This window comes from Pseudomonas sp. M2, from assembly GCF_015751845.1.
Taxonomy (GTDB): domain Bacteria; phylum Pseudomonadota; class Gammaproteobacteria; order Pseudomonadales; family Pseudomonadaceae; genus Aquipseudomonas; species Aquipseudomonas putida_E.
Genome location: NZ_JADOUD010000001.1, coordinates 617795 through 643514, shown reverse-complemented (window position 1 = coordinate 643514; position 25720 = coordinate 617795). Strand labels below are relative to the sequence as shown.

The following is a 25720-nucleotide window of genomic DNA, read 5'->3' as shown; positions in this document are numbered from 1 at the left end:
TCACTGCTCCATCATCTCCGGGTCCATCACCGGCATCTTCCGTGTACCTGGCGGGGTGACCTTCAGCAGCACCGCCAGATGGCCGCCATCGAGGAAGGTCAGTTGGCCGCCCTTGATGGTGCTGTTGCTCTGTTTGAACTGCTCGCTCTTGAGCACATTGCCGTTGCTGTCGAGCTGGTTGACCCAGAAATTGGCCTCCACGGCGATGAAGCGCCCTTCGGTGATGCTCAGGTTGCCTTCGATCGGGAAGTGGCCGAACTGCTCTTGGCCATCACCCAGGGCGATGCGGCTTGGCGTGTCGCCGACCTGCTGCTGCCAGGCCTTGTGCAGCAGCACGGTGTAGTCGGCCGTGGCTTGCAGGCGGGTGGCTTCATCTTCCAGCGCCAGTGGGCGTTCGGCGCTCTTTTCCAGGCGCAGGGCGCCGGCGCTCCAGTCCTCAGGGGCGTACGGGCTGGTGAAGGCCGGCACGCTGTTTTGCCGCACAAGGATCATTTCCACCTGATAAAGACCTTCAGCGAAGGCGGCCGGCGCGAACAGCGCAAGCAACAAGGTCAGGCAACGGATGGCACGCATGGATCTTCCTTAGGCTGTCTGTGGGGTCAGGCGCTCGAACAGCGCCTCCAGAGTGTTGAAGCGTTCGTCGGGCCGTTCCATCGGTACCAGGAAGCGGAACTGGGTTGCGCCTTCGAACTTGTAGCGTTTTGGCTGGCCCTGGATCAGCTTGATCAGGGTCAGCGGGTCGACTGGGGTTTCGGCCTCGAACTCGAGCTTGCCGCCGTTCGGGCCGGCATCGACTTTCTTGATGCCGAGCTTTTCCGCCTGCAGCTTGAGCTGGGTCAGGCGCATCAGGTTCTTGGTCGGCTCGGGCAGCAGGCCGAAGCGGTCGATCATCTCCACCTGCAGGTCCTTGAGGCCCTCTTCGTCAGTCGCCGAGGCGATGCGCTTGTAGAGGATAAGCCGCGCATGCACGTCGGGCAGGTAGTCCTCGGGGATCAGTGCCGGCAGGCGCAGGTTGACTTCCGGGCCGCCGCCCAGCGGCTGTTCCAGGTTCGGCTGGGTGCCCTTGCGAATGGCCTTGACCGCCCGTTCGAGCATTTCCATGTAAAGGGTAAAGCCCACGGCCTGGATCTGCCCGCTCTGGCCTTCGCCCAGCAGCTCGCCGGCGCCGCGGATTTCCAGGTCGTTGGTGGCCAGCACGAAGCCGGCGCCCAGGTCCTGGGTGTTGGCAATGGCTTCCAGGCGTTTCTCGGCGTCGGCGCTCACTTTTTGCCGCGCCGGTGTCAGCAGGTAGGCGTAGGCCTGGTGGTGGCTGCGGCCGACCCGGCCACGCAACTGGTGCAACTGGGCCAGGCCGAACTTGTCGGCGCGCTCGATGACGATGGTGTTGGCGCTGGGCACGTCGATGCCGGTCTCGATGATGGTCGAGGCGATCAGCACGTTGAAGCGCTTGTGGTAGAAGTCGCTCATCACCTGTTCCAGCTCGCGCTCGCGCATCTGCCCATGGCCGATGCCGATACGCGCTTCGGGGACCAGTTCGGCAAGGTCGGCGGCGCATTTTTCGATGGTTTTCACATCGTTGTGCAGGTAGTACACCTGGCCGCCGCGCAGCAGTTCACGCAGCAGCGCTTCTTTCACCGTGCTGTTGTTGTGCTCCATGACGAAGGTGCGCACCGACAGGCGCCGGGCCGGCGGCGTGGCGATGATGGACAGGTCGCGCATGCCGGCCACGGCCATGTTCAGTGTTCGCGGAATCGGTGTCGCGGTCAGGGTGAGGATGTCCACCTCGCTGCGCAGGGCCTTGAGCTGTTCCTTCTGGCGTACGCCAAAGCGGTGCTCTTCGTCGATCACTACCAGGCCCAGGTCCTTGAAGCGCACATCGTCCTGCAGCAGCTTGTGCGTGCCGATCAGAATGTCGATCTTGCCTTCGGCCAGGTCCGCTGCAGCGCTGGCCACTTCCTTGGCCGATTTGAAACGGCTCATCACCTCGACCGTCACCGGCCAGTCTGCGAAGCGGTCGCGGAAGCTGTTGTAGTGCTGCTGTGCAAGCAGGGTGGTAGGCACCAACACCGCTACCTGGCGGCCGCTGTGCACGGCGATGAAAGCCGCGCGCATGGCGACCTCGGTCTTGCCGAAGCCTACGTCGCCGCACACCAGGCGGTCCATCGGCTTGGCGGCGAGCATGTCGGCGCGTACCGCTTCGATGGCATTCTGCTGGTCGGGGGTTTCTTCGAAAGGGAAACCTGCGCTGAAGGTGGCATAGTCGGCAGCCGGGTCGGCGAATGCGTAACCCTTGCGCGCGGCGCGGCGGGCGTAGATGTCGAGCAGCTCGGCGGCCACGTCGCGGACCTGTTCGGCGGCTTTGCGCTTGGCCTTCTGCCAGGCTTCCGAGCCCAGCCGGTGCAGCGGCGCCAGGGCGTCATCGCTGCCGGTGTAGCGGGCAATCAGGTGCAGGTTGGCCACTGGGACGTAGAGCTTGGCGCCCTCGGCGTACTCCAGGGTCAGGAACTCGGCGGCCTGGCCGTCGATCTCCAGCGTGGCCAGGCCCAGGTAGCGGCCCACGCCATGGTCGATGTGCACCACCGGGGCGCCTTCGCGCAGCTCGGTAAGGTTCTTGATCACTGCATCATTGGCGGCCTCGCCGCGCTTGTCGCGGCGCCGGCGCTGCATCACGCGCTGGCCGAACAGTGGGCTTTCGGCGACCAGGGCGATGGCAGGGTCTTCGAGCAGCAGGCCTTCGTCCAGCGGGGCGATGGTGATCGCAAGGCGCTGGCTGCCGGTGATGAAGTCAGCCCAGCCCTCGACTGTCTGCGGCCTCAGCTTGAGGCGCTCGAGCAGCTCCAGCAGCACCTCGCGACGGCCCGCCGATTCGGCGGTGAACAACACCCGGCCGCTGAACTGGTCGAGGAAGTCGGACAATGCCGCCAGCGGCTGGTTGGCCTTGGCTTCGATGGCCAGGTTGGGCAGGGTGCGGGCGGGGAAGCGCTCACGGCCGGTACCAGGCTCGACATCATCGGCACTGACCACCACGCGCGGCCACTGCTTGAGCTGGGCGAAGCAGTCTTCCACCGGCAGGAACAGTTCAGAAGGCGGCAGCAATGGGCGGCTCAAGTCGCCGCGGCGGTCTTCGTAGCGCCCGCGCACGTCGTTCCAGAAGTGCTCGGCAGCCTGCTCGACGCCCGGCAGCGAGAACACCTGGGTGTCGCTTGGCAGGTAGTCGAACAGGGTCGAGGTTTCTTCGAAGAACAGCGGCAGGTAGTACTCGATGCCGGCGGGGATGATGCCGCTGGCCAGGTCCTGGAAGATCGCGCTGCGGCGGAAGTCGACATCGAAACGCTCACGGAAGCGTGCCTTGAAGCGCGTCACTTCCTCTTTCTGCATGGGGAATTCGCGTGCCGGCAGCAGGCGGATCGAGTCGACCTTGTCGATCGAGCGCTGGGTCTCCGGGTCGAAGGTGCGCAGGGTCTCGATCTCGTCGTCGAACAGGTCGATGCGGTAGGGCAGCTTGCTGCCCATCGGGAACAGGTCGATCAGCGCGCCGCGTACGGCGAACTCGCCATGTTCGTAGACCGTGTCGACGCAGCGGTAGCCAGTGGCCTCCAGGCGTGAGCGCATCTGCTCTACATCGATGGTCTGGCCGACGTCCAGCACCAGGCTGCTGCCGAGCAGGAAGCGCGTGGGGGCCAGGCGGTGCAGGGCCGTGGTGATCGGCACCACGAGGATGCCATGGCTCAACTCCGGCAGCCGGTAGAGGCTGGCGATGCGCTGGGAAATGATGTCCTGGTGTGGCGAGAACAGGTCGTAGGGCAGGGTTTCCCAGTCTGGGAACGGCAGCACCGGAAGGCCGGGGGCGAAGAAGCGCAGCTCCTGCTCCAGACGGTCGGCAGCCTGGCTGTCGGCGGTCAGCAGCAGGGTGAAGCGGCCAGCACTGCTGGCGGCCTCGGCGATGGCAAGGCTGAGGGCGGCACCGGGCAGGTTGCCCCAGGTTTGTTTGCCGGCCGTGGCCGACATTTGCGGTAGGCGCAGAACTGACACGGGAGATTGCACTCCAAGCGTTGCGGCAAAGAGACCGATTGTACCGGTGCCGGTGCGTGCTGTCAGGCTCGGAAAGGGCATGAGCACGGGCTTTGGCTCCCACGACAGGCGCTCATTGCCGGTTACGCGTTGGGGCGTCATAATGTAGCCCCTTTTTTCTCCCCCTACATGTGGAAGGTTCCCGTGACTCAGAAGCCCGACCAGTGTCTTGGTGAGTGGATCGATCGTGAAGCTCTGGCTGAAGCGATGATCCCGCTTATCGGTCAGCTCTACCGCAACAACAACGTGGTGAGCTCGATCTATGGCCGCAGCCTGATCAACCGTTCGGTTATCTCGATCCTCAAGGCCCACCGCTTTGCGCGTCACCGTCAGACCGACGAAACCGAACTGTCCGTCCACGAGACATTCCCCCTGCTCAAAGCCATGAGCGAGCTGAAACTGGGCGCCGCTTCGGTCGACCTGGGCAAGCTGGCCAACAAGTTCAAGCAGGAAGGCAACGGCAAGACCGCCGAGCAGTTCGTGCGTGAAGAACTGGCCGACGTGGTTGGCCAGCAGAACGCTTCGGCGCGCAAGGGCACCGACGTTGTCCTGTACGGTTTCGGCCGCATCGGCCGCCTGCTGGCGCGCATCCTGATCGAGAAGACCGGTGGTGGCGACGGCCTGCGCCTGCGTGCAATCGTTGTGCGCAAGGGTGCCGAAAACGACCTGGTCAAGCGCGCCAGCCTGCTGCGCCGTGACTCGGTGCACGGCCCGTTCGATGGCACCATCACCATCGACGAAGCCAACAACACCATCACTGCCAACGGCAACCTGATCCAGATCATCTACGCCAAGAGCCCGAGCGAAGTCGACTACACCCAGTACGGCATCGACAACGCCCTGATCGTCGACAACACCGGCGTATGGCGTGATGCCGACGGCCTGGGCCAGCACCTGGCCTGCCCGGGCGCTGCCCGCGTGATCCTCACCGCACCTGGCAAGGGCGCGCTGAAGAACATCGTGCACGGCATCAACCACGGTGACATCACCGCCGAGGACAAGATCATCTCGGCAGCTTCGTGCACCACCAACGCCATCGTGCCGGTGCTCAAGGCCATCAACGACCAGTACGGCATCGTCAATGGTCACGTCGAAACCGTTCACTCGTTCACCAACGACCAGAACCTGATCGACAACTTCCACAAGGGCAGCCGTCGTGGTCGCGCCGCGCCGCTGAACATGGTCATCACCGAAACCGGTGCTGCCACTGCTGCCGCCAAGGCGCTGCCGGTGCTCAAGGGCAAGCTGACCGGCAACGCCATTCGCGTACCGACGCCGAACGTGTCGATGGCCATCCTGAACCTGAACCTGGAAAAGGCCACCAACCGCGAAGAAATCAACGAGTACCTGCGCCAGACCGCCATGCACTCGGAGCTGCACAAGCAGATCGATTACGTCAGCTCGCAGGAAGTGGTTTCCACCGACTTCGTAGGTTCGCGCCACGCGGGTGTGGTTGACGCCGAAGCGACCATCGCCAACGATAACCGCGTTGTCCTGTACGTCTGGTACGACAACGAATTCGGTTACAGCTGCCAGGTGGTTCGCGTGATGGAAGACATGGCTGGTGTGAACCCGCCAGCGTTTCCACGCTAATTCGCTTGTAAGGCAATGAAAAAACGGGAACCTTCGGGTTCCCGTTTTTTATGGCTGCACCGGCCAGCAATTTGTAGGAGCGGCCTTGTGTCGCGAAAGGACCGCAAAGCGGCCCCAGGTCTCAGCTGAGCAACACAAATTGCTGGGGCTGCTGCGCAGCCCTTTCGCGACACAAGGCCGCTCCTACAAGGTCGCGCCGGTGCTGGCAACCGAGAACTATACATTTGCGCACAGCCTTCCTGTTCATCCTCATGCTGCTGACCGGCTGCAACCAAGGCCCCACCCTGGAGCGCCTCGGTGGCCCTGCCATGGGTAGCAGCTACAGCATCCAGTACGTCCGCGAGCCAGGCGGGCCGGCGCCTGTCCAGGTACAGGCGGCGGTCGAAACGATCCTGCAGGGCATAGATCAGCACTACTCGACCTACCGCGGCGACTCTGCGGTGAGCCAGTTCAATCAGCTCCCCGGCAACCAGTGCCTGGCTTTGCCGTCAGACATGCTCGAACTGGTCACCTTCGGCCAGCACTTGGCCGAACAGAGCGATGGTGCCTTTGACCTCACTGTCGAGCCGCTGCTCGACCTCTGGGGTTTCGGCCCCCAGGCCCGCCATGAGCAGGTGCCAGAACCGCAGGCGCTGGCCAATGCCCGCCTGCGTGTGGGCTACCAGCACTTGCGCATCGAGGGCCAGGCATTGTGCAAGGACGCCCCGGTGCAACTGGACTTCAACAGCATCGCCGCTGGCCACGCCGTGGACCTGATTGCTGCACGCCTGCGTGCCATGGGTATCGCCAGCTTCATTGCCGAAGTTACCGGCGAGCTCAAGGCGGTGGGCGGCAAACCCGATGGCAGCCCATGGCGCATCGCCCTGGAATTGCCCCGCGAAGACCGTCAGATCGCCCGCCAGGTAATACCGGCCAACGGCCTGGGTGTATCGACCTCGGGTGACTATCGGCACTATTTCGAGCAGAATGGCCGGCGCTATTCGCACACCTTCGATGCCCGTCTCGGGCGCCCGGTCGATCATGACCTGGCTGCCGTCACCGTGCTCGATGCCTCGGCGCTGCAGGCCGACGGCTACTCGACCCTATTGCTGATCCTCGGGCCCGAGCGCGGCTGGGATTTTGCCATCGCTCATGACCTGGCGGCGGTATTGGTGACTCGGGCAGAGGGTGGCTTCGTCTCCCGAGCTACGCCTGCTTTCGAGCGGGCGCTCAAAGGCAGGTGAAAGCGCAAGCAGGGACGGTAGCTGCCAGGGAATCGGTGGATGCACATGTAGTGCAGGCAAAATTGGCCTACGACGCGACCAAGGGTTAATGTGCGCGGCGTTCACGCTTGATTAGACTGCACCCGAATTTTCTCATGGCGCCCCGGCGGCATGATCGAGTCCCGCGGCGACCGTGGCCAGCGGGCCAGTTCTGAAGGAGTACGCATGGCTGTCTACAACTACGACGTAGTGGTGTTGGGTTCCGGCCCGGCCGGAGAAGGTGCGGCAATGAACGCCGCCAAAGCAGGGCGCAAGGTGGCGATGGTCGACAGCCGTCGCCAGGTCGGTGGCAACTGCACCCACCTGGGCACCATCCCGTCCAAGGCACTGCGTCACTCGGTGCGGCAGATCATGCAGTTCAACACCAACCCGATGTTCCGAGCCATCGGTGAGCCGCGCTGGTTCTCCTTCCCGGACGTGCTCAAGAGCGCCGAGAAGGTGATTTCCAAGCAGGTCGCTTCGCGTACCGGCTACTACGCCCGCAACCGCGTCGACCTGTTCTTCGGTACCGGCAGCTTCGCCGATGAGCAGACCGTCGAAGTGGTCTGCCCCAATGGCGTGGTGGAAAAGCTCAACGCCAAGCACATCATCATCGCCACCGGCTCGCGTCCGTATCGCCCGGCCGACATCGACTTCCATCACCCGCGTGTCTATGACAGTGACACCATCCTGAGCCTCAGCCACACCCCGCGCAAACTCATCGTTTACGGCGCCGGCGTAATTGGCTGCGAATACGCCTCGATCTTCAGTGGCCTGGGCGTGCTGGTCGAACTGGTCGACAACCGCGGCCAGTTGCTGAGCTTCCTGGATTCGGAAATTTCCCAGGCGCTGAGCTACCACTTCAGCAACAACAACATCACCGTGCGCCACAACGAAGACTACGAGCGGGTCGAGGGCCTGGACAATGGTGTGATCCTGCACCTGAAGTCTGGCAAGAAGATCAAGGCCGACGCCTTGCTGTGGTGCAACGGCCGCACCGGCAATACCGACAAGCTGGGCCTTGAGAACATCGGCATCAAGGTCAACAGCCGTGGCCAGATCGAAGTCGACGAGGCTTACCGCACCAGCGTGCCGAACATCTACGGTGCCGGTGACGTGATCGGCTGGCCGAGCCTGGCCAGTGCCGCCCATGACCAGGGCCGCTCGGCGGCAGGCAGTATCGTCGACAACGGCAGCTGGCGTTTCGTCAACGACGTGCCGACCGGCATCTACACCATTCCGGAGATCAGCTCGATCGGCAAGAACGAGCAGGAGCTGACCCAGGCCAAGGTGCCGTACGAAGTGGGCAAGGCATTCTTCAAGAGCATGGCGCGTGCACAGATCGCCGGCGAGCCGCAAGGCATGCTGAAGATCCTGTTCCACCGCGAGACCCTGGAAATCCTCGGCGTGCATTGCTTCGGCTACCAGGCTTCGGAAATCGTCCACATCGGCCAGGCGGTGATGAACCAGCCGGGCGAACTGAATAACCTGAAGTACTTCGTCAACACCACGTTCAACTACCCGACCATGGCCGAAGCCTATCGGGTAGCTGCCTATGACGGCCTGAACCGGCTTTTTTGAGCGGCTCCGGCCGGTGGCCTGAGCCGGTCGGGGAGACCGATTTCAGCCCTACCCGAGGGTGGTCTTGGCCAAACCGGGAAAGTCTGTAATCAGGCTGTCCACGCCAAAATCAGCGAGCCGGCGCATCAGTGCCGGCTCGTTGACCGTCCACACCGACACATGCAAACCCTGGCCCTGTGCTTTGAGCAGGCGCTCGGGAGTGCACAATGTCCAGTTCAAGGCCAGCAGATCGCAGCCATAGTTCTGCGCGACCTTCAGCGGGTCGAGCCAGGCGTACTCGGCGACCAGGCCGCGCTTCACGTCAGGCACCAGTTCCAGCGCAGCACCCAGTACTTCCCGCGAGCTTGAGGTGATGGTCACCTTGTCCAGCAGGCCGTACTGCTGTGCCAGTTCCCGAATCGCCAGCACCGTGGTGGCGGCACGGGTCCGCGAGGCGCTCTTGACCTCCAGTTGCCAGTGCTCGAAGGGGCATTTTTCGAACAGTTCTTCCAGCCGTGGGATAGGGCAGGGCTGCACATGGCCCGGGCCGCCCTTGCGTGCGTCGTAGGTGACCAGGTCGGCTGCCGGGTGTTCGACCACCTTGCCGCGCCGGCCGGTGGTGCGCTTGAGGGTAGGGTCGTGGATGACCATCAGCTCATTGTCGGCCGACAGGTGCAGGTCCAGTTCGCAGCGGGTCACGCCGTGGGACAGGCACTGACGGAAGCTGTGCAGAGTGTTCTCGGGCGCTTCGCCCTTGGCGCCGCGGTGGCCATAGATGAGGGTCACGTTCGTTCCTTCAGGTCAAAAATGAAAAGGCTCAGGAGGCAGGGTCGCCCTGTTCCAGCTGCTGGCGCCGTTGCTGCTGTTGGCGCTGCAGGATGTAGCGGGCCAGCAACTGGCGCTGGGCATCGGTCATGTCGGTGAATTCGGTGCCGAGTTCGAAGCTGCCATCGGCGCGCGGGTCGCAGTGGGTAACCTTGCCGCGCAGCAGCAGGCCGTGGGCGCGGGGCATCAACACCATCTTCACTTTGACCCGGGTGCCCGGGGCGATTTGCTGGGCTTGTGCGAATTCGATGCCGCCTTCGGAGATGATCACCCGCTGGGGCTGGCCGATCTCGCCGATCAGGGTTTGCGCGACCACCGCGCTGAGCAGGTCCAGGCGCTTGTTCTGCGCCCGCAGGAACGCCGCCAGGGTGCGGTCCTTTTCGCTTAGCTGACGCAACAGGTGCTGGGACTCGAAGTCGGACAGGTGCAGCTCGCTGAGCAGGTTGAACAGTGGTGAATCATCCTGCAACAGTTCTGGCTCAAGGGCTTCGGCCGCGCTCAGGGGGCTGATTTCCAGTGCGATCCGATCTTCGATGCGGTAGTATTCGCGGCGATCTTCTTCGTCTAATGTCGTCATGGCGAACCCATGGTAGCGGCGGTGGTCCGAGTGTAAAGCCGCCGCAGGCGCCTCGCCACAAGGACGTTCCCTTTCATCCGAACAAGCCCCGACATGTTCAGACCTCTTTTCGCATTCATTGGTACGCGCTACACCCGTGCCAAGCGCCGTAATCACTTCGTCTCGTTCATTTCCCTGACCTCGATGATCGGCCTCGCCCTGGGCGTGGTAGTGATGATCGTGGTGCTCTCGGTAATGAACGGTTTCGACCACGAGATGCGTACCCGCGTGCTGGGCATGGTCCCTCACGCCACGCTCGAGAGCGGCCAGCCGATCAACGACTGGCCTGCCCTTGCCCAACAAGTAAAGCAGAATCCGCAGGTGCTGGCCGTTGCGCCCTATACCCAGATGCAGGGCCTGCTGACCCATGATGGCAAGGTGCAGAAGGTGTTGCTCAACGGTATCGACCCAGGCCGCGAGCGTGAGGTGTCGATCATCGACAACTTCATTCAGCAAGGGCGCCTCGACCAGCTGGCGCGGGGCGAGTGGGGCATCATGATCGGTGACAAGGCGGCCGCCAAGCTAGGGGTGGCCATCGGCGACAAGCTGACCTTCGTCGCCCCTGAGGTCAGCGTGACGCCGGCCGGCATGTTCCCGCGCATGAAGCGCTTCACCGTGGTCGGCACCTTCCACGTCGGTGCCGGCGAGATCGACGGTTACCTGGGCCTGACCAACATCGCTGACCTGTCACGCCTGCACCGCTGGAAGCCGGACCAGGTGCAGGGCCTGCGCCTGAAGTTCGACGACCTGTTCCAGGCACCACGCGTGGCCTGGAGCATCGCCCAGCATTTGGGTGAACAGGAGTACTACAGCCGCGACTGGACCCGTACCCACGGCAACCTGTACCAGGCGATCCGCATGGAAAAAGCCATGATCGGCCTGCTGCTGTTGCTGATCGTTGCGGTGGCGGCGTTCAACATCATTTCCACCCTGGTGATGGTGGTCAACGACAAGCGCGGTGACATCGCCATCCTCCGTACCCTGGGCGCCACGCCCGGGCAGATCATGGCCATCTTCATGGTTCAGGGTACGGTGATCGGGGTGATTGGCACCCTGATCGGTGCAGTGGTCGGTATCCTCGCTGCGCTCAACGTCAGCGCGGCGATCGCCGGCATCGAGAAACTGATCGGGCACAAGTTCCTCAACGCTGACGTGTATTTCATCGATTACCTGCCCTCGCAGATCCAGGCCCAGGACGTGTACATGGTCTGCGGTGCGGCGCTGGTCCTGAGTTTCTTCGCCACCCTGTACCCGGCCTGGCGTGCGGCCCGCACCCAGCCTGCAGAGGCGCTACGTTATGAGTGAGTCGCGCATGAGTGATAAAGCCGTTCTGAGTTGCCGCAACCTGGGCAAGTCCTACGACGAGGGCCCGGAGTCGGTACAAGTGTTGGCCGGGCTCAACCTCGAACTGCACGCCGGGGAGCGGGTGGCCATTGTCGGCAGTTCGGGTTCGGGCAAGAGCACCTTGCTCAACCTGCTGGGCGGCCTCGATCGGCCGACCCAGGGCAGCGTCTGGCTGGCCGGCGAAGAGCTGTCGGCGCTTGGCGAGCGCGCCCGCGGCCTGCTGCGCAATCGCGAGCTGGGCTTTGTCTATCAGTTCCACCACCTGCTGCCCGAGTTCACCGCCATGGAGAACGTGTGCATGCCGCTGCTGATCGGCCGCACCGCGATCCCCGAGGCGCGTGAGCGCGCCGAGGCACTGCTCAAGCGTGTCGGCCTGGGCCACCGCCTGCACCACAAGCCGGCCGAGCTGTCCGGTGGTGAGCGTCAGCGGGTGGCCATTGCCCGGGCGCTGGTAAACCGGCCGGGCCTGGTGATGCTCGATGAGCCGACCGGCAACCTCGACCACCACACCGCCCAAGGCATCCAGGAATTGATGCAGGAACTGTCCAGCGCGTCGCGCACGGCATTCCTGGTGGTGACCCACGACCTCAACCTGGCGCGCCAGATGGACCGCGTGCTGAAACTCGACGACGGTCATCTGGTGGCGATCTGAGCCGCTTGCACGGGGTGGCCTGAGCCGCCCCGCAACTTTTTCAGTGGGTGTTTTACATGTTCAGACCCTTGCCCTTGTTCATCGGTGCGCGCTACACCCGTGCCAAGCGCCGCAACCATTTCATCTCGTTCATCTCGATGACTTCGATGATCGGCCTGTCCCTGGGTGTGCTGGCGATGATCGTGGTGCTGTCGGTGATGAATGGCTTCCAGCGCGAAATGAGCTCGCGCATCCTCGGCCTGGTGCCACACGCCAGCATCCTCGGTGTGCAGCCGCTGGACGACTGGCGCAAGGCTGCCGACGCGGCGCTACAGAACCCGGCAGTGATGGCCGCTGCGCCGATCACCGAGATGGAGGGCATGCTCTCCTACAAAGGTGCGATGCAGCCCATCCAGGTCAGCGGTATCGACCCGGCCGAAGAGGGCAAGGTCTCGATCGTCGGTCAGCACATCGTGCAGGGGCGCCTGCAGGCCCTGCAGCCGGGTGAGTATGGGGTGGTGATCGGCGAGCTGACTGCGCGCCGGTTCCGCCTCAATACCGGCGACAAACTGACCCTGATCGTGCCGGAAATCAGCAAGGAGCCGGGCGGCATCACCCCGCGCATGCAGCGCCTGACGGTGGTCGGCATCTTCAAGGTGGGTGCCGAGCTGGACGGTTCGCAGGCTTACATGCACGTGGCCGATGCCGGCGAGATGCAGCGCTGGGCGCCAGGCCAGGTGCAGGGCGTGCGCCTGAAACTGCACGACCTGTATGCCGCACCGCAGGTGTCCAAGGCCATTGCTGCCAGCCTGGGCGATGCCTACCGCGCCGATGACTGGTCGCACACCCAGGGCAGCCTGTTCAGTGCCATGAAGATGGAAAAGACCATGATCGGCCTGCTGCTGATGATGATCATCGCCGTGGCGGCGTTCAACATCATCGCCACCCTGGTGATGGTGGTGAACGACAAGGGGCCGGACATCGCCATCCTGCGTACCCTGGGCGCCACCCCGGCACAGATCATGGGCACCTTCATGGTCCAGGGCAGCCTGATCGGTATCGTCGGCACATTGATCGGTGGCGTGCTCGGGGTGATTGCTGCGTTCAATGTCAGCCAGATCGTCGGCTGGCTGGAGCGGGTGAGCGGGCAGCACATCTTTACCTCGGATGTGTACTTCATCAGCAGTTTGCCGTCCGAGCTGCAGTGGGGCGATGTGGCGATCATCTGCACCGCCGGGCTGGTGATGAGCTTCCTGGCGACCATCTACCCGGCATACCGCGCTTCGCAGGTGCAGCCGGCGATCGGGCTGGCTGGTTGATTGCACTGTGGGGCGCTTTGCGCCCCTTTCGCGACACAAGGCCGCTCCTACAGCGATCACGTCAGCTTTGTGAGTGGCCTTGTGTCGCGAAGGGGCTGCAAATCAGCCCACGCGATCTAAAGCGGCTCGCTGAACTCGATTACAAACCGCGTCCAGCCGTCCTTGCACTGTGCCCGGATGCTCCCGCCATGGGCCTGGATGATCGACCGGGTGATTGCCAGGCCCAGCCCCGCATGTTCGCTACTGCCCTCGCGCCGCGCCAGGTCCACCCGATAAAACCGGTCAAACAGCCTAGGCAATGAAGCAGCTTCGATCGGCTTGCCGGTATTGGCCACGCAAACCTTCCCCCCAGGCTCCAGCGTCACGCGTATTTGCCCGCCTGCCGGCGTAAACCGCAGTGCATTGTCGAGCAGGTTGGACAGTGCCCGGCGCAGCATATGCCGGTCGCCCTTCAATGTCGCCTCACCCTCACGCAGCAGCTGCACTTCGTTGTCCTCGGCGAGGGGGGCGTAATACTCCAGCAGCGCGTCCACCTCTTCATGCAACGCCAGCATTGCCTGCCCTGGTGCCAGCAGCCCATGGTCGGCCTTGGCCAGGAAAAGCATGTCGTTGATCATCTGTGCCATCCACTGCAGCTCCTCAAGGTTGCCGTGCAGTGCTTCGCGGTATTCCTCGAGGCTACGGGGGCGGGTGAGGGTGACCTGGGTGTGGGTCAGCAGGTTTGACAGTGGCGTGCGCAGCTCGTGGGCGATATCGGCCGAGAACGCCGACAGGCGCTGGAAGGCGTCATCCAGGCGCTGCAGCATGGCGTTCACGGTGCTGCCCAGTTCCGCCAGCTCTTCCGGCAGCTGCGCCACCGGCAGGCGGGTGGTCAGCGAGCGCGCCGATACCCCGGCGGCCACCTGGCCCATCTGCCGTAACGGCTTTAGCCCACGGCGCGCGGCCCAGGCGCCGAGCAGTGCCGTGGCCAGCGCGGACAGGCCGACGGTGAGCCAGATGAGGCGTTGCATGCCCTGCAGAAAGTGCTGGTGATGGGTGATGTCGAGAAACAGCGTCAGTCGGGCGCTGTCGTTCAGTTGCACGGCCAGGCTGCGGTAATCGACACCGTCGGCATGCACCGTTGCCAGTCCTGGGCCGGCCGGCGCGTCTGGCAGCGCGGAGCGGCTGGCGTACCAAGGGCTGCCATCGCTGCCATTGATGCGCAAGGCCAGGTCGGCCTGGTGGCTGAGCTCGTTGCGCAGGGCTGCCAGCTGTGCTTGCAGGTCGGCAGGGCGTTGCAGGCCGGAAAGCCGGGTGCGTAAAAGCGACACGCGTGATTCGAGCAGTTGCTGGTCCAGCTCGACGAAATGTTGCTCGCTGGCGCGGTTGAACAGCAGCCCCGCCCCCAGCGAAACGGCAGCGGTACAGGCGGCGAACAACAGGGCCAGACGGCTGCCAAGGGAAAGCCTGCGCATCAGTCGTGGCGCTCCTCGAGCACATAGCCCATGCCGCGCACGGTGTGAATCAGCTTGTTGCGGTGCGGGTCATCGATTTTCAGGCGCAGGCGGCGGATGGCGACCTCGATGACGTTGGTGTCGCTGTCGAAATTCATGTCCCAAACCTGCGAGGCGATCAACGATTTGGGCAATACTTCGCCTTGGCGGCGCAGCAGCAATTCAAGCAGGGCGAACTCCTTGGCGGTCAGGTCGATGCGTTGGCCTGCACGCTCTGCCCGGCGGCGGAACAAGTCCAGGCGCAGGTCGGCCAAGGTCAGCTGCGTCTCCTGGCTGGGGCTGGCACCGCGGCGTAGCAGGCTGCGCACCCGGGCCAGCAGTTCGGAAAAGGCGAAAGGCTTGACCAGGTAATCGTCGGCACCTAATTCCAGGCCGCGCACGCGGTCCTCCACTGCATCGCGAGCAGTGAGGAACAGCACCGGCGTGTCCAGGCCGGCCTGGCGCACCGCCTGGAGGATCTGCCAGCCGTCGCGGCCTGGGAGCATCACATCAAGGATCAGCAGGTCGTGATCGCCGCTCAGGGCCAGGTGCTGGCCGGTTTCGCCATCAGCGACCAGCTCAGTGGCGAAGCCGGCCTCGCTGAGGCCCTGGCTCAGGTACTGGCCGGTGCGGGCCTGGTCTTCGACGATCAGCAGTTTCATGCGGTGTCCAGAATGGGCGCTGTAATGGCTGAAATGATACGTGACTATCCCGGCCTCCACCCAAGCTGACAAAGTTGTAATCTTGCCGTCAGGTAGCTGCCAGTCAGCCCTTTCTAAAGTGGCCTCATATCCGTTGCAAGTACTGGAGTCATCATGAAACACCTGTTCGTCGCCGCTACGCTTGCCCTGTTGAGCCTGCCCACCCTCGCGGGCACCGGTAAAAGCTTCGCTTTCGGCGAGCCGGCCCCGGCGGCCAAGGCCACGCGCACTGTCGAGGTCGTGCTCAAGGACATCGCCTTCGAGCCCGGGAACCTGCAGGTCAAGGCGGGCGAGACCGTACGGTTTGTCCTGATCAACGAAGGCAAGCTGCCCCATGAGTTCAACCTGGGTGACAAGGCCATGCACGCCCAGCACCAGAAAGAAATGATCGCCATGCAAGGCAAGCTGTTCACCGCCGGCATGAGCCACGAGGGTATGGGCCATGGCCAGATGGACCACGGTGCCCATGGCCATGATGCTGGCAATACGGTGCTGTTGCAGCCCGGCCAGCGCGCCGAGCTGACCTGGACCTTCCGCCAGTCGGCGCCCATCGAATTCGCCTGCAACGTACCTGGGCACTACCAGGCTGGCATGGTCGGGGCATTGACCATCGAGTGACTGGCGCTCCAAGGCGGGATGTAAAACCGGTAGACTAAGGGTATTTCCGAACCTTCAGGTCAGTTTCCATGCATCCCGCCGCCGAACATTCCCCGCTGGGCAAATCCAGCGAATACATTGCCACCTACACGCCTTCGTTGCTATTCCCCATCCCGCGCACGGCCAAGTGGGCCGAACTGGGTGTGACCGCCCAGACCCTGCCTTGGTACGGCGTGGATTACTGGAACTGCTTCGAGCTGTCCTGGCTGTTGCCGTCCGGCAAACCTGTGGTGGCGATAGGGGAGTTCGCCATCCCTGCCGATTCGCCGAACATCATCGAGTCGAAGTCGTTCAAGCTCTACCTGAACTCACTGAACCAGACGGTGTTCGCCACCATCTGCGAGTTGCAGGCATGCCTTGAGAAAGACCTGTCGGCTGCCGCTGGCAAGCCTGTGAGCGTGCAGGTGCGCACGTTGGCAGAAGTGGAGGCGCAAGGTGTGGTTGCGCTGCCGGGGCAGTGCATTGATGCATTGGATGTGACCATCAGCAACTACGAGCAGCCGCAGCCAGAGTTGCTGCGCTGCAACCCCGAGCGGGTGGTGGAGGAAACCCTGCACAGTCACCTGCTCAAGTCGAACTGCCCGGTGACCGGCCAGCCGGACTGGGGCAGTGTTGTGGTTGAGTACAAGGGTAGGGCGTTGGACCATGCCAGCCTGCTGACCTACCTGATCAGCTTCCGCCAGCATGCGGACTTTCATGAGCAGTGCGTGGAGCGGATCTACCTGGATTTGAAGAGCCTGCTGCAGCCGGAGCATCTGACCGTGTACGCGCGTTATGTGCGCCGGGGTGGGCTGGATATCAATCCGTACCGTAGTACTGGGGCGATCAGCCCTGAAAACGTGCGGCTGGTGCGTCAGTAAGGTTCGAGTGATTGGGGCCGCTTCGCGCCCCTTTCGCGACACAAGGCCGCTTCTGTAGGAGCGGCCTTGTGTCGCGAAAGGGGCGCGAAGCGGCCCCAGCTATTACTAAATACCCATACTGTGCAGCGAGTTGGCAATGCTGCGCAGGGTGGCGGTGAGGTCGGGATGGTCGGCCTCGAAACGCTCTATGGCCAGGTTCACACCATCGACCAGGTTGTTGTCTGGCGTAGCTTCCTCAAGCTTCAGTTGCGCCTCGATCTGTCTGGCTTCCTCATGCAGCGCGGCCAGCTCCTCATCCGTAAGCGGTATGTTTCGATCCAGTTGCTCGCGCAAGCTGTTCAGGCGCTCTTGCAATTCGCGGGCAGGCATTGGCTGTTCTCCATCAATGGCTTGGCAAGGCATGGACCTCAGCGAAGCGGCAAAGGTTCGCACCTGTCTTCTAGCGTAATCCACTCGCCGTTGCTTTGCATGATCCGTATCAACGCTGCTGTGTCAGGGTTTTTCGCCTTTGCGCCGGCGCAGGGCGATGTCGGTCAGGCAGGTGTCCAGCGCTTCGAGGTGGTCGATCACCGAGTGCACGCCCAGGCGAAACAGGTCCAGCGTGGCCTTGCCCCGTGCCAGCTCCTGCTCCTGCGGGGTCATGGCTTGCCATTGCTGTGAGCCGAGGTCGCAGGACGGGCTGCAGGCGGCCAGGCCGATGGTCCACAGCCCGGCGTTGAGGCCTGATTGCAACAGCCGCGGCTCGCCGCTGACCAGCACGCAGCCGTCCAGGCGTTGGCTGTCCAGCGCCATCAGTGCCTGCCAGCAGGCGTTGGGCGCGGGCAATCGCACGCCATTGGCGGTGTGCCCCGGCAACCACTCCGGCAGCACGCTGGCCAGGCGTTTGCCCTGGGGGCTGCTAAGGTCATCGAGCCAGATACATGGCACCTGTCGGCGGCGCAGGCCGGCCAGGGTTTCGAGGGCGCCGGGGGCGGGCAAGGGGCTGCCGTTGGCAGCCTGGACCAGGCAACCGCGCAGGCCGAACAGCACAGCGGTGAAGGCAGGTGCATCATGCATGGCAGCGTCCCTAAATACACTGCAGGCTATTGGGCGATTGTTACGTCTCTGTGACTTGTAATAGCTGCTCACAAATATTTAGGAAAAATGTGTAAAGGTGTTTATCAGCTCGCAAGCCTCTATACTGCCGCCTTACCTGCGGCGCATGCGTTGCGCCAGCGGCCGAGAAATTCGATGGAGAAACATCTATGCGTAGGATCGGTGCCGGTGTGATCGAGCGAGTCACCCAGGCCTGTGTCTGTGCCAGCTTGCTGCTGGCACCTGTGGCGGCTACCCAGGCTGCCACCGAGGATGATCCCTGGGAGGCGGTCAACCGGCCGATCTTCCGCTTCAACGATGTCCTCGACACCTATGCCCTCAAGCCATTGGCCCAGGGCTATCAGGCTGTCACCCCCCAGTTCCTCGAAGACGGTATTCACAATATCTTCCGTAACCTGGGCGATGTCACCAACCTGGCCAACAATGTGCTGCAGCTCAAGCCGCATGCGGCGGGTGTTGATACGGCGCGGCTGATCGTCAATACCACCTTCGGCCTGGGCGGCTTCTTCGATGTGGGCACCAAGATGGGCCTGCAGCGCAGCGACGAAGACTTCGGCCAGACGCTCGGTTACTGGGGCTTGCCCAGCGGCCCGTACGTAGTCATTCCGCTGCTGGGCCCGAGCACCGTGCGCGACGGCCTGGCGAAGTACCCGGACGGCTATACCAAGCCGTACCGCTACATCGACCATGTGCCGACCCGCAACTCTATCTTCGCCCTGGATGTGGTCGATACCCGTGCCAGCCTGTTGTCGGCAGAAAAGCTGATTCAGGGCGACAAGTACATCTTCATTCGCAACGCCTACCTGCAGAACCGCGAGTTCAAGGTCAAGGATGGCGAGGTCGAAGACGACTTTTGATTCATGCGTGCACGAAAAAGGCGACCTTCGGGTCGCCTTTTTCGTAACAGATCAATGCATGGCCAGGATGCGCAGGCCAAATTTCTGCTGCCCGCCGGGTTGGTCGGCGATCCAGACTACTTCGGTGCTGGCATGCAGGCCTTTGAGGGCAGGGTGGTCGGAGTCGATCCGTACCTCCAAGGTGTCGCCTACCTGAAAGCGCTGCGGCGCCTGCACCTGCATGCCGCTACTGGACAGGTCCAGGCATACCGCTGCGATCACCTGGCCGGCATGCAGCAGGCTGACTTCGGTGTCGATGCGCATGCGAATGAAGTCGCGTTTCTCACTGTGGTTGGAGGGCGTGTTTGGCATGCTGCATCCTTCTCATCGGGTTGCACAGGTCGCATTCTTATAACTCTCGGTGATTTAGCCTGTAAAGAGCACCAGACTCGACCCATGCATGCTTGAAACGCCTGGCGGATGGGAGTACCGTCTGCGCCTTACACAGTACCTCTGCCGGTTGCCTGGGCCGTGTTCTTGGCCTACAACTCAAGTAGAGTGTTACCACAGAGTATTCCAGCAGTTGGATGTCAGCCTTGCAGACGCCCCTGCACCAACCCAAATCGGCGCCGTTCGCCCACATGCAGAAAATCAGTGCAACGCTGCTGATCATCGATGATGACGACGTGGTCCGTGCGAGCCTCGCCGCCTATCTGGAAGACAGTGGCTTCAGCGTCCTCCAGGCCGGTAATGGCCAGCAGGGGCTCCAGGTCTTTGAAGAACACCAGCCCGACCTCGTGATCTGCGATCTGCGCATGCCGCAGATGGGCGGCCTGGAATTGATCCGCCAGGTCAGTGAGCGCGCGCCGCAGTTGCCGGTGATCGTGGTATCGGGTGCCGGCGTGATGAGCGATGCAGTCGAGGCCTTGCGCCTGGGTGCCGCCGACTACCTGATCAAGCCGCTGGAAGACCTTGCCGTGCTCGAACATTCGGTGCGCCGTGCGCTTGACCGTTCGCGCCTGGTGGTGGAAAACCAGCGTTACCGCGACAAGCTCGAGGCAGCCAACCGGGAACTGGAGGCCAGCCTGCACCTGTTGCAGGAGGACCAGACTGCCGGTCGCCAGGTGCAGATGAACATGCTGCCAGAGAGCCCCTGGGTTGCCGGGGAGTTTGCCTTCGAGCACCAGATCATCCCGTCGCTGTACCTGTCGGGCGACTTCGCCGACTATTTCCGCGTGGATGAGCGGCGCATTGCCTTCTACCTTGCCGACGTCTCCGGGCATGGCGCGTCGTCGGCTTTCGTCACCGTGCTGCTGAAGTTCATGACCACCCGGCTGATGTTCGAATTCAAGCGCAGCAGCAAGCTGCGCGAATTCAAGCCTTCGGAAGTGCTCAGCCACATCAACCGTGGCCTGATCAACTGCAAGCTGGGCAAACACGTGACCATGGTCGGTGGTGTGATCGATGAAGAAACCGGCCTGCTGACCTATGCCGTGGGCGGCCACTTGCCACTGCCGGTGCTGTATACCCCAGGCCAGGCCCGCTACCTGGAAGGCCGCGGCCTTCCGGTGGGCCTGTTCGATGAGGCAACCTACCAGGACCTGGTGATGGAACTGCCACCGCAGTTCAGCCTGACCCTGATGTCAGACGGCATCCTGGATCTTTTGCCAGGGGACACGCTCAAAGATAAAGAGGCCGCCTTGCCGGACATCGTCAAGGCAGCGGGTGGTAGCCTGGATGGGCTGCGCCAACGATTTGGATTGGCTACGCTTGGGGAGATGCCGGATGATATCGCCCTATTGGTGTTAAGCAGGAACCTTCAATGAGTACCGGTAGAATCCAGTTCGCCGAGCAAAGTGGTACCTTCGTGCTGAAATTCGTCGGTGAAGTGCGCCTGACCTTGTGTTCGGCGCTGGATGCGACGATCGAGAAAATCTTCACTGCGCTGAATTTCTCGGCCATCGTCATCGACCTCACCGAAACCGAGAGCATCGATAGCACCACCCTGGGCCTGCTGGCCAAGCTGTCGATCCTGTCGCGGCAAAAGGTCGGCCTGCTGCCGACCGTGGTCACCACCAACCCGGATATTTCGCGCCTGCTGCAATCGATGGGCTTCGATCAGGTGTTCAACATCGTCGATCGCCCGGTGCCGTGCCCGGAATGCCTGACCGACCTGCCATCCCAGGACCAGAACGAAGAGGTGGTGCGCTCCAAGGTGCTGGAGGCGCACAAGATCCTCATGGGCCTGAATGACTCCAACCGTGAAGCGTTCCATGACCTGGTGAACGCGCTGGAGCGGTCCTGATCTACCGCCTCCCTGGGCCTCTTGGTGGTTAAACCCGCGAAGCGGCCCGCAACGGCAACCCTATCGATTAATCCGGCCGCGCAAACTCCGTAGCTTCACCCCCCTGGGCATCCAACTGAAGCACTCGTGCCGGCCGCCCCTGCTCATCGAAAAACACTTGCCCCAGCCCCGCCCCATTCCACAGACGTTCCCCGGCCTTGCTGTGGCTGGGCGTACGCGGCACCACTTCCATCTCCCGCCGCCGGGTAAACCAGTTCAGAGGCGAGCGCGGTGAGTAAAGCCAACGGTTGAGCCGGTCCAGCACGTCCAGCAAGCGGCGGGGAAACTCGTTCTTGATCCCGCTGCTGGTTATCTGCCACAGGTGCGGGCTGCGCTGGCGATGGCGGATCAGCACCTCGTACACGAACGAATAATGCACGTCCCCTGACAGGATCACGTAATGCCCCGGCGTGCGCGAGTGGCGGAAGATATTCAGGATCACCCGGGCGGCACCGCGGTGTGCCATCCAGTTCTCGGCATCCACCAGCAGCGGGTGGCCCAGCCAGCTGAACACTTTCTGCACCGTCTCGATCAGCTTTACCCCGAAGATCGGCGCCGGTGACACGATGATCGCCGAAGGGTGGTCCAGCAACGCTTGCTGCAGTTCGCACAACGCCTCCCAGTCGAGCAGGCCGGAAGGCTTGGCCAGGTCGCTTTCGCTGCGCCAGCGGCGTGTGCGGGTGTCCAGCACCAGCAGGGGCGGGTTGCTGGGCAGGCTGAACTGCCAGCCCTGAAAGCGCAGCAGTTCACCGATCAGATGGTCCTGTTGCTCGCTGTCCAGTTGTGGGCTGGCCAGCGCCTGGCACTGCCCGACCATAGCCTTGCAGCCTTGCGGGTCGTTGCCCCAGGCCTGGCACAGCAGGTAGCCAAGCAGGGCATTGCCGATGATTCGTCGCGAGAATGGATGGCCGTAGGCTGTTTCTTCCCACTGCGCCGAGAGGTTCCAGTCATCGGTGATGTCGTGGTCGTCGAAGATCATCAGGCAAGGCAAATGCGCCATTACCCGCGCCACCTGGCCCAAGTCGTCGGCGAACGCCTGAATCAGCGGCAGTTCCTTGCGGTAGCGCGCCTGGTGCGGGTCGGCAAGGCCCGCAGGCATGTCGAGTGCGACCAGTTGCCAAGGTGTTGGTGACCAGACCAGCAGGTACATGGCCATGACCTCGGCGAAGGTCACCAGATGGTTGTCGGCATTGCTTGAGGAGAAGATCGGTTTGCGCTTGCCGCCGAAGAATCGCTCACGCAGGGTTTCATTACGTTCCTGGGCAGGCAGCAAGTCGGCGCGGTGGTAATAGCTGGCCGGGTGGTCATAGAGCGACCTGCTGTCGGCCACGACCGCGCCGTCCAAGTGTTCATCGAACAGGCCAAGGCGCTCGATCAGCGAATGAATCGCCCGCAACATCGGCCCTGCGACATCATCGGCATAGACTTGGTCGCCGGTCATCAACAGCACGGCCGGGCGCTCTTCGGGGCGCGTACAGGCCTGCAGCAGCCGGTCGGCGCAAAGTAGGCCATCGGCAGCGGGGTGGTGCGGCTTGCGGCAAGAGCCGTGCAGCAACTGGTCCAGGCGGTCGCGCAGCACCAGGCTCGGGCGCCGGCGGCCTGGGTAGAGCAGGTGCGGCGCCCAGCCAGCGATACCTTGGCCATTGATCAGCAGGTCGTATTCGAGTTCGACGTTGCTGGGCAGCGGCTGGGCAAAGTGAATGTCCAGCAGGTGGATGAAGGCGTGCTGGCCGATCGGTACGACCTGGCAATCCACCTTGGCCGCGCCGTCCAAGGTGAACTCGGGCTGCAAGGGTTGGCTGCCGACCAGCCAGATGGCCAGGCGCTGAGGCTCCAGGCGGCGCAGTACAGGGCCGGCGAGAACAAGGGGCAAAGGGGAGGAAGTCATGGACAGCTCTGGTGGCTAATCGGCCCATTCGCGTCGAACCGTCGCGAACAGGCCCTTGAATTCAAGACGCTTTTTTGAACGGCTAAAGCAAAGCGGGCGGAAAATGCTGAACATTCACCGCCCGCCTGGCAAACCGGATATGTATCAGGCTTTGTCAGCCATCAGCTTTTCCAGCTTCTCCTGGTCACGGGCGAACTGGCGAATGCCCTCGGCCAGCTTCTCGGTACCCATGGCGTCTTCGTTCATGGCCCAGCGGAACTGGCTTTCGCTGAGCACCTGCTTGGCCTCGCCGGCATTGCCCGGCTTGAGCACCTGCGGCAGCTCGCCCTGGTCATCGCTCAGCTGCTGCAGCAGCTCCGGGCTGATGGTCAGGCGATCGCAGCCTGCCAGTTGTTCGATCTGGCCGATATTACGGAAGCTGGCGCCCATGACCACGGTGTTGTAGCCGTTGGCCTTGTAGTAGTTGTAGATGCGCGTGACCGACTGTACGCCCGGGTCTTCGGCACCCACGTACTCCTGACCGGTGCTTTTCTTGTACCAGTCGTAGATACGGCCCACGAACGGCGAAATCAGGAATACACCGGCATCGGCGCAGGCCTGGGCCTGGGCGAAGGAGAACAGCAGGGTCAGGTTGGTCTGGATGCCTTCCTTCTCCAACTGCTCGGCGGCGCGGATGCCTTCCCAGGTGGAGGCCAGCTTGATCAGCACGCGGTCTTTGGAAATGCCGGCGGCCTGGTAAAGCTCGATCAGTTGGCGTGCCTTGCTTAGCAGTGCCGGTTCGTCGAACGACAAACGCGCATCCACTTCGGTGGAGATGCGCCCAGGGATCACTTTCAGAATGCCTGCGCCCACCGCCACGGCGAACTTGTCGCACGCCAGGTCGACATTGCCCTTGGCATCGCTTTTTACCTGCTTTAGCAGGTCGGCATAACCTGGGATGGCGGCAGCTTTTAGCAGCAACGAGGGGTTGGTGGTGGCATCGACCGGCTTGAGGCGGGTGATGGCGTCCAGGTCCCCGGTGTCGGCGACCACGGTGGTGAACTGCTTGAGTTGTTCCAGCTTGGAAGTCATGGCGTGCTCTGTCCTGTGCGATGTTTCGACATTACCCGAGCCCCGACGGCCGCTCAAGGGGCCAGTGGGGCGGTGGCGAATTGTCTGGGGTGATGATTCGAGTCACCAGCCAGCACGAGGTTCCCCACCGCCTTGCAACACTGCAGCAAACCCTGCACAAGCAGGGAGATACCCCCAAGGACAGCACCGTCCCTGTGGCCGGCTTGCCGGCGATAGGGCCCGCCCATTCACCTCACCGCCCCTGCAACAGCTCCGCCGCCTGGTCGAACACCACCAGCGGCTCCGGCGCCTTGTGAATGTCCGCCGAAAGCAACTGCCGGAACCGCCGCGCCCCCTTGAACCCCTGGCCCAGCCCCAGAATATGCCGGGTGACGTGGTGCATCGCGCCCCCGCTTTCAATGTGCGCCACGATATAAGGCCGCAGCTTGGCCATCGCCTCGCTACGGCTGACCACCGGCGCATCACTGCCAAACAGCACCTGATCCACCTCAGCCAGCACATACGGGTTGTGGTAAGCCTCGCGGCCCAGCATCACCCCATCGAAGGTCTCCAGGTGCGCCTTAGATTCCTCCAGGGTCTTGATCCCGCCATTGAGCACAATCTCAAGGTCCGGGAAGTCTGCTTTCAACTGCGCAGCCACGTCATATCGCAGCGGCGGGATCTCGCGGTTCTCTTTCGGCGACAGCCCTTCGAGAATCGCGATGCGCGCGTGCACGGTGAAACTGCGGCACCCGGCGTCACGTACCTGCCCGACGAAGTCGCACAGCTCGGCATAGCTGTCACGGCCATTGATACCAATGCGGTGCTTGACCGTCACCGGCGTCGACACCGCATCACGCATGGCCTTGACGCAATCGGCCACCAGCGCCGGGTGGGCCATCAGGCAAGCGCCGATCATGTTGTTCTGCACCCGGTCGCTCGGGCAGCCGACGTTGAGGTTGACCTCGTCATAGCCCGCTTGTTCGGCCAGGCGCGCACAGGCTGCCAGGTCGGCCGGCACACTACCGCCCAGCTGCAGGGCAAGCGGATGCTCGGACACATCGTGGCGCAGGAAACGGTGCGCGTCGTTGTGCAGCAGGGCGCCAGTGGTGACCATTTCGGTGTAGAGCAGGGTGTGCCTGGAGAGCAGGCGCAGGAAGAACCGGCAGTGGCGGTCGGTCCAGTCCATCATCGGCGCAACGCTGAAGCGGCGGGAGGGCTCAGGGCGCGTGGTTTGTGGGGTTGCGGTATCTAGGGGCATTCAGGTCTACGCACTTTTGTACCAATTTATTCGGGGTTTTGCTGTGAACCAGCCTCATTCACGTGAGTAACGCCGAAAAAAATGGCAAGGAATACAAGCAAGGAACAAGGCCGATGTGGCGGTGAGCTACCCCGTCGATACCAGCCTCATAAAAAGGATGTCCTAGTTTACCAAGAGCGCTGGATGTTCGCCTGTTCATAGGCAAGTGAGGGGCGCGGAAAGCGTGAGTGAACGAGGTGAAAATTCTTTGTCCGTCTTTTCGGGGCGATGGTTTTAACGGTTTCCTACAGATGTGGGATCAGATTTTCCCTCTAGCCTGTAGTCCATTTCTGAATCACCCTTTCCGCGCCCTTGAG

Annotated in this window: 23 protein-coding genes; 11 read left to right on the top strand and 12 right to left on the bottom strand. The window is 62.8% G+C overall.

The features are described 5' to 3' along the window. Together IWW33_RS03165 and mfd are read right to left on the bottom strand one after the other, a co-directional pair. Positions 1–573, bottom strand: coding sequence for a CsiV family protein (locus IWW33_RS03165; RefSeq protein ID WP_115275406.1), 573 nt, complete (start codon positions 571–573; stop codon positions 1–3). Positions 574–582: 9 nt separating this feature from the next. Then, the gene (mfd, locus tag IWW33_RS03160; RefSeq protein WP_115275405.1) at positions 583–4032 is read right to left on the bottom strand and encodes a transcription-repair coupling factor; all 3450 of its coding nucleotides are present in this window, start codon (positions 4030–4032) and stop codon (positions 583–585) included. A gap of 168 nt (positions 4033–4200) precedes the next feature. On the opposite strand from mfd, the gene IWW33_RS03155 reads away from it, so the two are divergent. The 3 genes from IWW33_RS03155 (at position 4201) to sthA (ending at position 8486) form a co-directional block, all read left to right on the top strand. Further along, the gene (locus IWW33_RS03155; protein ID WP_012313571.1) at positions 4201–5664 is read left to right on the top strand and encodes a glyceraldehyde-3-phosphate dehydrogenase; all 1464 of its coding nucleotides are present in this window, start codon (positions 4201–4203) and stop codon (positions 5662–5664) included. Positions 5665–5888: 224 nt separating this feature from the next. Beyond that, positions 5889–6887 carry an FAD:protein FMN transferase gene (locus IWW33_RS03150; protein ID WP_174141777.1) on the top strand — a complete coding sequence of 333 codons (999 nt, stop codon included), beginning with the start codon at positions 5889–5891 and terminating at the stop codon, positions 6885–6887. 204 nt (positions 6888–7091) lie between these two features. Further along, a complete protein-coding gene (sthA, locus tag IWW33_RS03145) occupies positions 7092–8486 on the top strand; it encodes a Si-specific NAD(P)(+) transhydrogenase (RefSeq protein ID WP_012313573.1) in 1395 nt (464 codons plus the stop codon). 48 nt (positions 8487–8534) lie between these two features. Here the strand turns inward: sthA and IWW33_RS03140 are convergent, their stop codons facing one another. Then, positions 8535–9251, bottom strand: coding sequence for a glycerophosphodiester phosphodiesterase (locus IWW33_RS03140; RefSeq protein ID WP_046786451.1), 717 nt, complete (start codon positions 9249–9251; stop codon positions 8535–8537). Positions 9252–9282: 31 nt separating this feature from the next. After that, entirely contained in the window at positions 9283–9867 is a 585-nt protein-coding gene (locus IWW33_RS03135; protein WP_115275403.1) for a PilZ domain-containing protein, read from the bottom strand. A 93-nt stretch (positions 9868–9960) separates the two neighbouring features. On the opposite strand from IWW33_RS03135, the gene IWW33_RS03130 reads away from it, so the two are divergent. The 3 genes from IWW33_RS03130 to IWW33_RS03120 are packed head-to-tail and all read left to right on the top strand — an operon-like array spanning position 9961 to position 13200. Continuing rightward, positions 9961–11211 (top strand): lipoprotein-releasing ABC transporter permease subunit, encoded by a 1251-nt coding sequence (locus tag IWW33_RS03130; RefSeq protein WP_174141775.1) that lies wholly within the window; start codon positions 9961–9963, stop codon positions 11209–11211. Positions 11212–11218: 7 nt separating this feature from the next. After that, the gene (lolD, locus tag IWW33_RS03125; RefSeq protein WP_172655298.1) at positions 11219–11902 is read left to right on the top strand and encodes a lipoprotein-releasing ABC transporter ATP-binding protein LolD; all 684 of its coding nucleotides are present in this window, start codon (positions 11219–11221) and stop codon (positions 11900–11902) included. A 56-nt stretch (positions 11903–11958) separates the two neighbouring features. Further along, entirely contained in the window at positions 11959–13200 is a 1242-nt protein-coding gene (locus tag IWW33_RS03120) for a lipoprotein-releasing ABC transporter permease subunit (RefSeq protein ID WP_125923177.1), read from the top strand. Between the two features lie 116 nt (positions 13201–13316). Here the strand turns inward: IWW33_RS03120 and IWW33_RS03115 are convergent, their stop codons facing one another. Continuing rightward, positions 13317–14654 carry a heavy metal sensor histidine kinase gene (locus IWW33_RS03115; RefSeq protein WP_281072859.1) on the bottom strand — a complete coding sequence of 446 codons (1338 nt, stop codon included), beginning with the start codon at positions 14652–14654 and terminating at the stop codon, positions 13317–13319. Then, positions 14654–15334 (bottom strand): two-component system response regulator CinR, encoded by a 681-nt coding sequence (gene cinR, locus IWW33_RS03110; RefSeq protein WP_115275399.1) that lies wholly within the window; start codon positions 15332–15334, stop codon positions 14654–14656. Before cinR ends, IWW33_RS03115 begins: the two co-directional genes overlap by 1 nt. 153 nt (positions 15335–15487) lie before the next feature. Between cinR and IWW33_RS03105 the strand changes: the two genes are divergently transcribed. Continuing rightward, positions 15488–15991 (top strand): cupredoxin family protein, encoded by a 504-nt coding sequence (locus IWW33_RS03105; protein ID WP_046786447.1) that lies wholly within the window; start codon positions 15488–15490, stop codon positions 15989–15991. 68 nt (positions 15992–16059) lie between these two features. Next, positions 16060–16890, top strand: a complete 831-nt coding sequence (gene queF, locus IWW33_RS03100; protein ID WP_119688581.1) for an NADPH-dependent 7-cyano-7-deazaguanine reductase QueF — start codon at positions 16060–16062, stop codon at positions 16888–16890. 105 nt (positions 16891–16995) lie between these two features. Here the strand turns inward: queF and IWW33_RS03095 are convergent, their stop codons facing one another. Then, positions 16996–17259: a DUF4404 family protein gene (locus IWW33_RS03095; protein ID WP_012313583.1), complete on the bottom strand. Its 264-nt coding sequence runs from the start codon at positions 17257–17259 to the stop codon at positions 16996–16998. Between the two features lie 123 nt (positions 17260–17382). After that, positions 17383–17946, bottom strand: coding sequence for a hypothetical protein (locus tag IWW33_RS03090; protein WP_046786445.1), 564 nt, complete (start codon positions 17944–17946; stop codon positions 17383–17385). 188 nt (positions 17947–18134) lie between these two features. On the opposite strand from IWW33_RS03090, the gene IWW33_RS03085 reads away from it, so the two are divergent. Then, positions 18135–18842, top strand: a complete 708-nt coding sequence (locus IWW33_RS03085; RefSeq protein WP_012313585.1) for a VacJ family lipoprotein — start codon at positions 18135–18137, stop codon at positions 18840–18842. A 51-nt stretch (positions 18843–18893) separates the two neighbouring features. Here IWW33_RS03085 and IWW33_RS03080 read toward each other — a convergent pair whose 3' ends face one another. After that, complete coding sequence (locus IWW33_RS03080; RefSeq protein ID WP_125923182.1) at positions 18894–19193, bottom strand: PilZ domain-containing protein; 300 nt, start codon at positions 19191–19193, stop codon at positions 18894–18896. 269 nt (positions 19194–19462) lie between these two features. Here IWW33_RS03080 and rssB point away from each other — a divergent pair, with 269 nt between their 5' ends. Then, entirely contained in the window at positions 19463–20647 is a 1185-nt protein-coding gene (rssB, locus tag IWW33_RS03075) for a two-component system response regulator RssB (protein ID WP_039602919.1), read from the top strand. Next, positions 20644–21126: an anti-sigma factor antagonist RssC gene (rssC, locus tag IWW33_RS03070; protein ID WP_039602918.1), complete on the top strand. Its 483-nt coding sequence runs from the start codon at positions 20644–20646 to the stop codon at positions 21124–21126. Before rssB ends, rssC begins: the two co-directional genes overlap by 4 nt. A 67-nt stretch (positions 21127–21193) precedes the next feature. On the opposite strand, the gene IWW33_RS03065 is transcribed toward rssC, so the two are convergent. From IWW33_RS03065 to dusA, 3 genes are all read right to left on the bottom strand, one after another. After that, entirely contained in the window at positions 21194–23053 is a 1860-nt protein-coding gene (locus tag IWW33_RS03065) for an alkaline phosphatase D family protein (RefSeq protein ID WP_174141774.1), read from the bottom strand. Between the two features lie 144 nt (positions 23054–23197). Beyond that, entirely contained in the window at positions 23198–24124 is a 927-nt protein-coding gene (gene tal / locus IWW33_RS03060) for a transaldolase (RefSeq protein WP_046787893.1), read from the bottom strand. Between the two features lie 232 nt (positions 24125–24356). Next, on the bottom strand, positions 24357–25364 hold the full coding sequence (gene dusA / locus IWW33_RS03055; RefSeq protein ID WP_119688582.1) for a tRNA dihydrouridine(20/20a) synthase DusA: 1008 nt from the start codon (positions 25362–25364) through the stop codon (positions 24357–24359). Positions 25365–25720 lie beyond the last annotated feature (356 nt).